The sequence below is a fragment of the Roseovarius sp. JB2-10 genome (genome assembly GCF_055693585.1).
This window is the reverse complement of sequence record NZ_CM146337.1, coordinates 733,104-744,455: the sequence shown is the minus strand read 5'-3', so window position 1 is coordinate 744,455 and position 11,352 is coordinate 733,104. Positions and strand designations below refer to the sequence as shown.

Here is an 11,352-nt window from a genome sequence, read left to right as displayed (position 1 = left end):
GATCCACTCTATAAAGGTTCCGGTTACTGGAAGGTCAAGCCCTAGCTCAGCGATCTATACCTAAAAACGCCAGTTGCCTTGGCAATCAGCGTGCCGTTTTCGTCTTTGACATGACCGTCTGCGAAGAACGTTTTGCGCCCGCCGCCTGTCCGCCATCCGTCGGCAATCAAGCGTGAACCCGAAGCCTGGGCCAAATAGCTGACGGTCAGTGACAAGGTCAGCGCCATTTGGCGGCGGGCCGGATCGCCGGTGTAGCACCCTGCGAACCCCATGGCACTGTCCAAGAGCGTGGCATGCACGCCGCCATGGGGCAAACCCTGACGGTTCATGAGGTTGTTGGTCAGCGGAATTTCAACACGCGCGAAATCTTCGCGCCAGGCGGTGATGTCAAAACCAAGTAGCTTTTGCAGGGGATATTCGTCTTCGATCAATTGGGGATCGATAGGGAGTTCTGTCATTTACTTTCCGCCACGTTGAGGCCCTGCCGGGCGAATTCCGGAACATGTTTACCAAGTTTCAGGCCGCGTTCTGGGTCTGACGCGTTTCCATTCAGCGCGCGCTTTTTGACGCCTTGCAATATGGCGGCCATTCGAAAGTAGCAAAATGCGAGGTAGAAGTTGAAATTTGGGATCCCCTGTATGCCACGGCGGGCACAATAGGCGTCAACAAATTCGGCATTACTCCAAAGCCCCAATGCCGCACGGTCGATACCAGCCAAACCGCGCCCCTCACGGCCCGGCGGCATTTGCCATTGCATGATCACGCTTGCCAGATCGGCAAAGGGATGGCCGAGCGTGGACAATTCCCAATCCAGAACCGCGGCACACTGTATGCCCTTTGGTGCAAAAAGTAGATTATCGAGGCGATAGTCGCCATGAACCAGAGTGCGTTGCCCATCATCCTTGGGCAAATGTGCGTTGAGCCACTCTATCAGTTTTGTCATTTCCGGCAGTGGCTCGGTCTGTGTCGCTCGGAATTGCTGCGTCCAGCGGTCAAGCTGGCGGCGATAGTAGTTGCCGGTAGGACCGAAATCCAGCAGTCCGGTTGCTGTCAGGTCAACGTCGTGGATCGCTGCCAAAACGCGGTTCATTTCGCGTATCGTGGCGCTGCGTTGATCCGGTGTCATATCTGGTAGAGTGGGATCGTCGTAGATGTGGCCAGAAACCTCATCCATAACGTAAAACATCGACCCCAAAACACTCAGATCGTCACAGAGTATATGCATGGGAGCAACCGGAACGTTGCTCGCTTTCAGGGCGCTTTGAACGCGAAATTCACGGTCCACGGCGTGGGCAGATTTCAACAGGGTGCCTGTCGGTTTTCGTCGTAGCACGTAGGACCCCGAAGGTGTCGAAAGACGAAACGTGGGATTGGACTGTCCACCAGAGAATTTTGCGACACTGGTGATACCTTGAAAACCCGGAATGCGGGCCGACAGCCAGTTAGAGACGGCTTGAATATCATCTGGGGTCATGGTGGCCATCACTGCTTTACCTCAGAAAGGTGGCACAAAGCCGGCGGAGGATAAAGCCCTTGACCTGAACGGGTTCAATGCGCATTAGCAGATCACGCAGCAATACCTCGGGGGAGATCGGGCCATGAGTTTCGACCGAAGCATCAAGATCGCGCCGTCGATCCTTTCGGCGGATTTCGCCAATTTTGGACAAGAAATTCAATGTGTTGAGGCTCAAGGTGCGGATTGGATCCATGTTGACGTCATGGACGGTCATTTTGTACCGAACCTGACATTCGGTCCGCCGCTCTGCGCTGCAATCCGCCCCCATATCAAGACGGTCATGGATGTCCATCTAATGATTGCTCCCGTGGATCCATACATTGATGCCTTTGCAGAAGCCGGGGCGGACATTCTGACCGCGCATCTTGAGGCCGGACCGCACGTGCATCGGACGTTGCAGGCGATCCGAGGCGCCGGGTGCAAAGCTGGTCTGGCGTTAAATCCGGGAACGGGCGTAGATGATCTGGACTACCTGATGGACATGGTGGATCTGATTTGCGTGATGACGGTGAACCCCGGTTTTGGCGGCCAGAAGTTTATTCACAGTCAGGTTGAGAAAGTGCGCAAACTGCGCAGCATGATCGGGGATCGTCCCATCCATATTGAAATTGACGGCGGCATCACGCCAGAAACTGCACCGCTGATGGCTGAGGCAGGCGCGGATGTGCTGGTTGCGGGCTCGGCCGTATTCAAGGGTGGATCAGTTTCAAACCCTGGACCGTATGGCGAAAATATTCGTGCGATCAAAGCGGCCACGGGCGCAACCTGACATGACCTAGCCCGTACCGATCAATGCGCTTGCCCGGTCGTGACAAGCGGCGCATAGTTTGGCTACACTGGGGGCGTTGATGGACATTGCGGAAAGACTAAAGGCCGAAATTGAATCGCGACGCGACGACCTGATTGCGTTGACGCAGGATTTGATCCGCATTCCCACGTTGAACCCGTCGGGCGAGAACTACCGAGAGATTTGCGATTATCTGGATCGGCGGCTATTGCGGGCTGGTTTTCACACAGAACTTGTGCGCGCCAAGGGCGCGATTGGCGACAGTGACAAGTACCCTAGATGGAACATCGTGGCGCGGCGGGATGGCGCGCAGTCGGGGGATTGTGTGCATTTCAATTCACATATCGACGTGGTCGAAGTGGGTCACGGATGGACCACCGATCCCTTCGGCGGTGAGGTCAAGGACGGCAAAATTTTTGGCCGTGGTGCGTGCGATATGAAAGGGGGCTTGGCGGCCAGTATCATTGCGGCAGAAGCGTTTATTGACCGCTGCCCGGCCTATGCCGGAGCGATTGAAATCAGCGGCACCGCAGATGAGGAATCGGGTGGATTTGGTGGCGTCGCTTACTTGGCAGAACAGGGGTATTTTTCGCCAGATCGGGTTCAGCATGTGATCATTCCAGAGCCACTTAACAAAGACAGAATTTGTTTGGGCCATCGCGGCGTCTGGTGGGCGGAGATTGAGACCAAGGGTGAAATCGCACATGGGTCGATGCCGTTTTTGGGCGATTGTGCCGTACGTCACATGGGGGCCGTTGTGGCAGAGATGGAGGAGAGCCTTTTTCCGGCATTGGCGCAAAAACGAACAGATATGCCTGTGGTGCCGGACGGGGCAAAACAATCGACGCTCAATATCAATTCCATCCACGGCGGCGAGGCAGAGCAGGAGGCGGACTACACAGGACTGCCAAGTGCTTGCGTACCGGACAGATGCCGCATGGTGATCGACAGGCGGTTTTTGATTGAAGAAGACATTAATGACGTCGAAAACGAGGTGCGTACCGTGCTGGAACGTGTGCGGTCAGAACGCGAAAAGTTTGACTATGACATTCGCGAATTGCACCGGGTCTTACCAACGATGACGGCTCAGGATGCGCCTATCGTATCATCTGTGGCGCGTGCCATTCAGGCCACTTTGGGACGTGAACCGGATTATGTGGTCAGCCCTGGTACCTATGACCAAAAGCACATCGATCGCATCGGACGGCTAAAGAATTGCATCGCCTATGGACCGGGCATATTGGATTTGGCGCATAAACCGGATGAATATGTGGGTATCGAAGACATGATCCAATCGGCTCAGGTGATGGCGCTGAGTTTGCATGATCTCTTAGGCGGGTGATCGCCGTCCTCACATCAAGATGCGTTCTGGCAGCGATTTTGGTGCGTGTTTCAGGCGTTCTTGCCGGAAATCAATCCCGAAAAGATACAGCCACCCAAGAACGTGCCTTCCAGCGCATTGTAGCCATGATACCCGCCACCCCCAAAGCCCGCGACTTCACCGGCGGCGAAGAGGCCATCAAATACGCTGCCATCGGGGCGCAGGACGCGTGCCGCGGTATCCGTGTGCAGGCCGCCTAACGATTTGCGTGTAAGTATGTTGAGACGCACACCGATCAGGGGGCCATTGGCCGGATCCAGAATCGCGTGCGGCTTTGCGGTGCGGATCAGCTTGTCACCCAGATAGGTCCGCGCGTGATGGATCGCATTGACTTGGGCATCATCCGCTTTTGGATCTTCGATGGCCGCATCGCGTGCAGAGATTTGTGCGCGTACATGATCAAGCTTTAGCGGCGTGTCCGGCGTCAAACGGTTCATACCAGCGACAAGTTTTTCCAGATCATCGGCGACGACAAAATCGGCGCCTTTTTCCTTGAACGCTTCCACCGCGCGGGTAGCGCCTTTGCCCAAACGCTCGCGCAAGACTTTCAACCATTTGCCGGAGGTCAAATCAGGATTTTGCTCACTGCCGGACAGGGCAAACTCCTTTTCGATGATCTTTTGCGTCAGAATGAACCAGCTGTGATCATGACCGGTCGACAATATGCGTTTCAGCGTTGAAAGCGTATCGAAACCGGGCAGACAGGGCGGTTCCATACGATCCCCGTTCGCGTCCAGCCATATGGAGGACGGGCCGGGCAGAATGCGAATACCGTGCTTTGGCCAAATCGGGTCCCAGTTTTGGATACCTTCGCAATAGTGCCACATGCGGTCTTCGTTTATGGCAGCCGCACCGGCAGATTTGGCGATGTCTTGCATTTGGCCGTCTACGTAGTCTGGAACCCCAGCCACCATGGTTCTTGGCGGTGCACCCAGCCGATCGCGCGGCCAAAGTGCGCGAACCTTGTCATGATCACCGCCAATACCGCCGGAGGTTACAATCACGCTGTCTGCGCCATAGGTAAATTCGCTGTCGACGTCGCGGTTGGTCGGTGCGCCACGGATGGCGGAATCTCCTTTCAAAATTTGTCCGGAAACGGCCGTAACGCGCCCGTCTGTTGTCTCGAGCCCAATGACTTTGTGGCGGAAGCCGAACCGCAGGAGGCCAATATTTGCGGCGTCACGTGCCAATCTCGCGAAGGGATCCACGATGCCTTCGCCCGTACCCCATGTGATATGAAAACGGGGCACGGAGTTACCATGGCCTTTGGCTGCCGGGCCGCCTCGCTCTGCCCAACCGACGACCGGAAACCACCGCAGGCCAACGAAGCGCAGATATTCGCGCATCGGGCCGCTTGCAAATTCGATGTATCGTTCGGCCCATTGGCGCGGATTGGCATCCTCCTCACGATCAAACTGGGCGCTGCCGAGCCAGTCCTGCATGGCGCGTTCCTGACTGTCGCGAATGCGCATGCGGCGCTGTTCCGGGGTATCCACCATGAAGAGACCACCCAAGGACCAAAATGCCTGGCCGCCTAGGGATTGTGGGCCTTCCTGATCAAGCAATATCACCTTTTTGCCGCGATTTGTGGCTTCATGCGCTGCGACAAGACCAGCAAGTCCTGCGCCCACGATGATGATGTCTGCCTTGATCATAGATCGTCCCCCCAAACGATTGGCCCCAGCCTAAATGGGCCAGGGCCGTTCGACAAGCGAGCTCGTGTCAGGTTTGCGGCGAAGGTGCTGGGGGGCTGGCGGCGGGTGGCGTTTTCCTGAACCAACCAAAGCCGGACTTTGCGTCCTTGTCCCCGTACCAATTTTCGTTGCGCGTGGCGTACATCGTGCCTGCTACCGCCCCAAAGGCCAGAATTGACCCTGCGAGCAGAGCAAAATCTGCGCTGCGCAAGATCAGGTACAGCACAGCATAAAGGAGCGTGAGAAGCAGACAAAGAACTGTGGTCCGCTTGCCAAGGGCCAAAGCCGTCGACCCAAATGCCGTGATCAAACCAATTGTTGCCGCGCTGGCGATCAAGTACGCCAGACCAAAGCCCATCTGCTCAGACAAAGCCAACATCAACAGAAAAAACGTGGATTGCGCGAGGCCCACCAGCAGGTAGTGCACCGGGTGGATCGGGCGTTTTGACTGACCATCGATCAGAAAGATTGTCAAAAAAGTTAGGCCGATGAACATCAGACCATAGCGTGCCGCGCGGTAGGATTTTTGGTAGAAGTCGTTGGGTTGGTAGAATGTGACGCCAAAACTGGTCCGATGTCTGGCGGCATGGTCCAGGTTTTCACGGGAAACTTGCGGCAAAGCCCGTGCCAAATGCGGGATCAGCCAATTGGCGTTGAAACCTTCCGAAGATGCATCGAAATCATTGGGCAGAAAGGAGCCAAAGAACGATGGGTGTTCCCAGTCGCTTACGATCGAGATGTTGCTTGTGCGTCCAACGGGCGCGATCGAAAGGGTTTGGGCGCCGTTGAAACCGATAACAAGTTCGTAGTTGTTTCTTTTCCTTGGGTCGCCGGTTAGGGCTCGCAATCCACCGGATTGACTGTCTTCGTTTACCAATGGTTCAATCTGCAGACTTGATTTGTCCGTGGTTAAATTGGCAACGCCCCGCAGCGCGCGATTTGAGGTGACATGTACCCGGATTTCCGACTTGTCCCACAACGCCACCTCCTGACCTTGCAGGGCATCGGTTATGTCCTCGGTTGGAAAATCAAATGCCAGCCGTGCGTCCGCTGTGTAGACGGGCACGGTGAATATTCCACGATGACGTTCTTCGATTTTGGTATCGATCTGGGCATCAAATTGATCAGGATAGACATAGACAGGGTTGCGATTTACGACCTTTTCCACATCCACATGCCGAAAAATTGGCTGTTCGTCCCGGTCCAGTTTAGGCAGCTTGGTGATCGGATCAATCACCTGCTGTTTTTCGCGTATTGTGACGGTTTCCTGAACGGGGACCACAAGAACAGGTCCGCTGATAAGTTGTTTGCCGCCCCATTCCTGTCCGACACTGTCGCGCGTCGAGCGATTGTAGTTCGCGCGATCATTAATGATTTCGCTGACGAACAAGATCGGAATGAACATAAGAAGGATGAGAATGCCGACGATGAAAAATCGCAGGCCGGGAGATCGTAGCATTGGTGCACTTCCTTGCTGTTGAATGTGTTTCAACAGTTACGGAGTGCATGTGCAGTCAATACTGGGGGAAGTGTGCAGATATCGCGCAGTTTGAACATCATTGTTCATCGGGGGTCATATGCCTGCGATAGGGAGACTGGGGCGATCAGGCGACAGTGGCTGCCGCCTTTTGCCCCAGGTGTGGTTAAGCTGCCTTTTGCAAAATCGATGCAATGGAGGCGGACGTACGGCATGAGCTGAAGATCAGTGCATCCTGCCGACGACGGGTTGCTTTGCGGGCAGTGCCAAGAACGATCAGGTTACTGTTGCGCTGCTTGAGAACCTCAAGAGCGATGAGACGGTTTGCGCGGGCTTTTTCCAGAAGATTAGCAGACATATTCGTATCCTTTCGAGGTGTAGGGGGATCAGGCGGTCAGGCCATAAGTCAAAAGAACATGTGTACTAGGTAAGGCTTTGGACGCAGCGCGGCGCTGTTTCTTGCGTTCGCGCCAAACAGCGAGGTCGATCACGTTATCAAAAGTCGACAACATGCTGCGTTTTGGTGTTGCGTTGGAGTTCGCGGTTTTTGGTTCGGTTTTCATCTTGTTACCCTTTTTGATTTTCCAAATACGCCGGCATTCGGTCGCTTTGGTTTGTTATTGGGGTATCAAGAACGTGGCGCAATTTACGGCGTCGATGATGTTCCGCGATACCCGTTTTGGGGATGGGAAACTAAGAGAACTCGCTAGGTCACGTATTGTACTGGGCCGTTAGGAAATTTGCGTTTTCTGTGGCCTGATTAAGAAGATTGTTTCAAAAAATGTCATGATTACAACAAGTTAATGGCTATTTTATGGCAGCGCTAACAATTGACATGATTGCGCCAGATTGTTCGTTTTTCGAACAAAATCTCTCTACTTTTGGATAGGGTAACAGCCAATTTCGTGTGATTTTTACCACCCCGAAGTTGTAATTATTTGGACAAGCCGGGCGTAAATTCGTGTTCAGATTGCATATTTTGCCCCGAATCATTCCGAAAGACGCCCGTAACAGGGCATTTTCCGAAAAGATCCAACTGGCTATTCAGATCGACAAAGTGACCGGAAATCTCATGTGAGAAGTGGAGATGGCATTGCTGGCGATCTACACACCATGGGGTGTCAAACGGCGCGTTCGACCATCATTTTCTTGATCTCAGCAATTGCCTTGGCCGGGTTGAGGCCTTTGGGGCAGGTCTTGGTGCAATTCATGATCGTATGGCACCGATAGAGTTTGAACGGATCTTCAAGATCGTCCAAACGCTCTCCCGTTGCTTCATCACGGCTGTCGATGATCCACCGATATGCGTGCAGCAAAGCCGCTGGCCCAAGGTATTTGTCGCCATTCCACCAATAGCTGGGGCACGAGGTTGAGCAGGAGGCGCACATTACACATTCATAAAGACCATCAAGTTTCTCGCGGTCATCAATAGATTGCTTCCATTCCTTGGCGGGGCGGTTTGTCTTGGTTTCCAGCCAGGGCATGATCGACGCGTGCTGCGCATAGAAATGAGTCAGATCAGGGATCAAGTCCTTTACGACTGGCATATGCGGAAGGGGATAAATCTTCACGTCGCCCTTGATTTCATCCATGCCGTAGATGCAGGCGAGAGTGTTGATCCCATCAATATTCATCGCGCAAGACCCGCAAATACCTTCGCGGCAGGAGCGCCGGAACGTGAGCGTTGGGTCAATTTCGTTCTTGATTTTGATCAGTGCGTCCAAAACCATCGGGCCGCAGCTGTCCATATCGACGAAATAGGTATCGACACTGGGGTTCTTTCCATCATCCGGGTTCCAGCGATAGATTTGGAACTTTCGGACATTTGTGGCACCCGCAGGTTTCGGCCATGTTTTGCCCGACGTCATCCGCGAATTCTTGGGGAGTGTCAGTTGGACCATGTTCTTAACTCCTTCAAATGCCCAGCAACGTGATGCTGTTTTCGGCAATACACTGTACGGCCTCGGGGCGTTGGGCAATTTCCAACACTTGTTCGACCGTTGACTGGTTCACGCCTGTAACAGACGCACCTGCAATTTTGATGATCTCACCGGCAGAGGCCGCATCGATGATGCAATCGGTAATCGGGGCCGCATTGACGCTCGGGAACCTGTCGGTGACGACGCCGTTGACGACGGTTTTTGCGCGATCACGCGCCACCGTGTCGGCGGCGTCATTGACCGCTGTGCAGCTGGATAGCAGCACGGTCGCCAGCAACAGAGGTGGTGTTCCGCGCATTATTGATTGCCCACGCAATACATAGTGCCGCCATAAATCGTGCCTGCGTGCTTGGGGCAGAACGATGTGGATTGCGTCTTGGTGACGCGTCGGTTTGCGCGCGCTCTTTTTTTCTCAGGAGGTGTTCCGTATGTGTATGTCGTTTGCGTTGTTGTTCCGGAGCTTTGCGTGGTCGTGGTTTGACCATTGGCCGCAGCTTTTTGGCGTATGCACTCATTTATGGATGCCGCGCCTTCCCGTGTGCCACCCAGGTTTTCGACCGGGGTAACAACCGGGACTTTCTGGCCCGCGCGAGAACTATAAGCGCCGGGAATGCCGGTCTCAACCAGACAGGCATTGACCAGCTTTTGGCCGGTATCACGTTTGCCGATGATGCCGTCGCCCGCGCATGCAGATACGACAAAGACGGAGGCGACTGCCATAAATTTAATCGTTGAGGCCATTAGAAAGTCCGTTCCTTGGGGGCGATTTTCTTGAGGCTGATGCCGCCCTCCTTTTCCGTTGTAAGCGGCGCTTCGATGATGGGACGGTAGCTCAAATCGACTTTCTTGCCATCGACCCTTGCAATTGTATGGACGCGCCATTTCTCATCATCGCGTTTGCTGAAATCTTCATGTGCATGCGCGCCCCGGCTTTCGTGGCGGGCTTCTGCGCCAGAAATCGTGGCCAGCGCGTTTGGCATGAGGTTTGTCAGCTCGAGTGTCTCCATCAGGTCCGAATTCCAGACGAGGCTACGGTCGGTGACTTTGATGTCATCCATCTTGGCCGCGATCGCATCCATTTTGGTCACGCCCTCTTTGAGCGTTTTGGAGGTCCGGAAGACAGCCGCGTCTTCCTGCATGGTCCGCTGCATTTCAAGACGCAGATCGGCCGTTGTGGTGCTGCCACTGGCGTTGCGCAGGCTGTCAAACCGTTCAAAGGCTTTGTCGACCTGGGCTGTGTTCGTCGAAGGAACGGCGCTGTCGGCATCTACAACCTTGCCGGCGCGTATGGCAGCGGCGCGCCCAAAGACCACGAGATCAATCAAAGAGTTCGAACCAAGGCGGTTGGCACCATGTACCGAAGCGCAGCCCGCCTCACCCACGGCCATCAGGCCGGGAACCACGGCGTGCGGATCTTTTTTGGTGGGGTTGAGAACTTCACCCCAGTAGTTCGTCGGGATACCGCCCATGTTGTAGTGAACTGTGGGCAAAACCGGGATAGGCTCTTTGGTGACATCGACACCGGCGAAAATCTTGGCGCTTTCGGAAATGCCGGGCAGTCGAAGGTTCAGCGCTTCGGGCGGCAGGTGGCTGAGATTCAGGTGGATATGATCGCCACCATCGCCAACGCCACGTCCTTCGCGGATTTCCATAGTCATTGACCGGCTCACGTAGTCGCGTGGTGCGAGGTCTTTGTACTGCGGGGCGTAGCGCTCCATGAATCGCTCACCCTCGGAATTGGTCAGATACCCGCCTTCGCCACGCGCGCCTTCGGTGATCAGACAGCCTGAGCCATAGATGCCGGTGGGATGGAATTGTACGAACTCCATATCCTGAAGCGGCAGGCCCGCGCGGGCCACCATACCGCCACCATCACCGGTGCAGGTGTGGGCAGACGTCGCGGAGAAATAGGCCCGGCCATATCCGCCGGTTGCCAAGACAACCGTCTTTGCGTTGAAGACATGCATTGTGCCATCGTCCAGCTTCCAACAGACGACGCCCGTGCACATGCCGTCATCAGACATGATGAGATCAATCGCGAAATACTCAATATAGAATTCAGCGTTGTTCTTCAGGCTTTGTCCGTAAAGCGTGTGCAGAATTGCGTGACCGGTCCGATCCGCGGCAGCACAGGTGCGCTGTACAGCTGGGCCTTCGCCAAATTCGGTTGTATGGCCGCCAAAGGGGCGTTGGTATATCTTGCCCTCTTCTGTGCGTGAAAATGGGACGCCGTAGTGTTCAAGTTCGTATACTGCTTTGGGCGCTTCGCGGGCCAGATATTCCATCGCATCCGTGTCACCCAGCCAATCACTGCCTTTGACGGTGTCGTACATGTGCCACTGCCAGTGGTCGGGACCCATGTTGCTGAGGGACGCGGCGATGCCACCCTGCGCGGCAACCGTGTGTGACCGTGTGGGGAACACCTTGGTGACGCAAGCTGTGCGCAACCCTTGCTCGGCCATGCCCAATGTGGCGCGTAGACCCGCACCACCCGCACCGACGACCACGACGTCATAATCATGCGTCTCGTATTCGTAAGCAGCCATTCGTTTCTACT

12 protein-coding genes are annotated in these 11,352 nt (G+C 54.9%); 2 read left to right on the top strand and 10 right to left on the bottom strand.

All coding sequences use genetic code 11. From position 1 onward, the window contains the following. Positions 1 to 41: 41 nt before the first annotated feature. On the bottom strand, positions 42 to 458 hold the full coding sequence (locus ACZ1HJ_RS03730) for a PaaI family thioesterase (protein WP_472721002.1): 417 nt from the start codon (positions 456 to 458) through the stop codon (positions 42 to 44). After that, complete coding sequence (locus tag ACZ1HJ_RS03725; protein ID WP_472722145.1) at positions 455 to 1,474, bottom strand: phosphotransferase family protein; 1,020 nt, start codon at positions 1,472 to 1,474, stop codon at positions 455 to 457. Before ACZ1HJ_RS03725 ends, ACZ1HJ_RS03730 begins: the two co-directional genes overlap by 4 nt. 124 nt (positions 1,475 to 1,598) lie before the next feature. Here ACZ1HJ_RS03725 and rpe point away from each other — a divergent pair, with 124 nt between their 5' ends. Continuing rightward, entirely contained in the window at positions 1,599 to 2,285 is a 687-nt protein-coding gene (gene rpe / locus ACZ1HJ_RS03720; protein ID WP_472721001.1) for a ribulose-phosphate 3-epimerase, read from the top strand. Between the two features lie 79 nt (positions 2,286 to 2,364). After that, a complete protein-coding gene (locus ACZ1HJ_RS03715; RefSeq protein ID WP_472722144.1) occupies positions 2,365 to 3,645 on the top strand; it encodes an acetylornithine deacetylase/succinyl-diaminopimelate desuccinylase family protein in 1,281 nt (426 codons plus the stop codon). Positions 3,646 to 3,695: 50 nt separating this feature from the next. Here the strand turns inward: ACZ1HJ_RS03715 and ACZ1HJ_RS03710 are convergent, their stop codons facing one another. The 8 genes from ACZ1HJ_RS03710 to sdhA all read right to left on the bottom strand — a co-directional run bounded on the left by ACZ1HJ_RS03710 (position 3,696) and on the right by sdhA (position 11,341). After that, positions 3,696 to 5,339: an FAD-binding dehydrogenase gene (locus tag ACZ1HJ_RS03710; protein ID WP_472721000.1), complete on the bottom strand. Its 1,644-nt coding sequence runs from the start codon at positions 5,337 to 5,339 to the stop codon at positions 3,696 to 3,698. Between the two features lie 67 nt (positions 5,340 to 5,406). Next, positions 5,407 to 6,837 (bottom strand): cell envelope integrity protein CreD, encoded by a 1,431-nt coding sequence (gene creD, locus ACZ1HJ_RS03705; RefSeq protein WP_472720999.1) that lies wholly within the window; start codon positions 6,835 to 6,837, stop codon positions 5,407 to 5,409. Between the two features lie 184 nt (positions 6,838 to 7,021). Beyond that, entirely contained in the window at positions 7,022 to 7,213 is a 192-nt protein-coding gene (locus ACZ1HJ_RS03700; protein WP_472720998.1) for a hypothetical protein, read from the bottom strand. A 28-nt stretch (positions 7,214 to 7,241) separates the two neighbouring features. Continuing rightward, positions 7,242 to 7,418, bottom strand: coding sequence for a hypothetical protein (locus ACZ1HJ_RS03695; RefSeq protein WP_472720997.1), 177 nt, complete (start codon positions 7,416 to 7,418; stop codon positions 7,242 to 7,244). A 558-nt stretch (positions 7,419 to 7,976) separates the two neighbouring features. Further along, entirely contained in the window at positions 7,977 to 8,756 is a 780-nt protein-coding gene (locus ACZ1HJ_RS03690) for a succinate dehydrogenase iron-sulfur subunit (RefSeq protein WP_472720996.1), read from the bottom strand. 13 nt (positions 8,757 to 8,769) lie between these two features. Continuing rightward, positions 8,770 to 9,093, bottom strand: coding sequence for a succinate dehydrogenase (locus ACZ1HJ_RS03685; protein ID WP_472720995.1), 324 nt, complete (start codon positions 9,091 to 9,093; stop codon positions 8,770 to 8,772). Then, positions 9,093 to 9,515, bottom strand: a complete 423-nt coding sequence (locus ACZ1HJ_RS03680; protein ID WP_472720994.1) for a hypothetical protein — start codon at positions 9,513 to 9,515, stop codon at positions 9,093 to 9,095. Before ACZ1HJ_RS03680 ends, ACZ1HJ_RS03685 begins: the two co-directional genes overlap by 1 nt. A 20-nt stretch (positions 9,516 to 9,535) precedes the next feature. Next, on the bottom strand, positions 9,536 to 11,341 hold the full coding sequence (gene sdhA, locus ACZ1HJ_RS03675) for a succinate dehydrogenase flavoprotein subunit (RefSeq protein ID WP_472720993.1): 1,806 nt from the start codon (positions 11,339 to 11,341) through the stop codon (positions 9,536 to 9,538). Positions 11,342 to 11,352 lie beyond the last annotated feature (11 nt).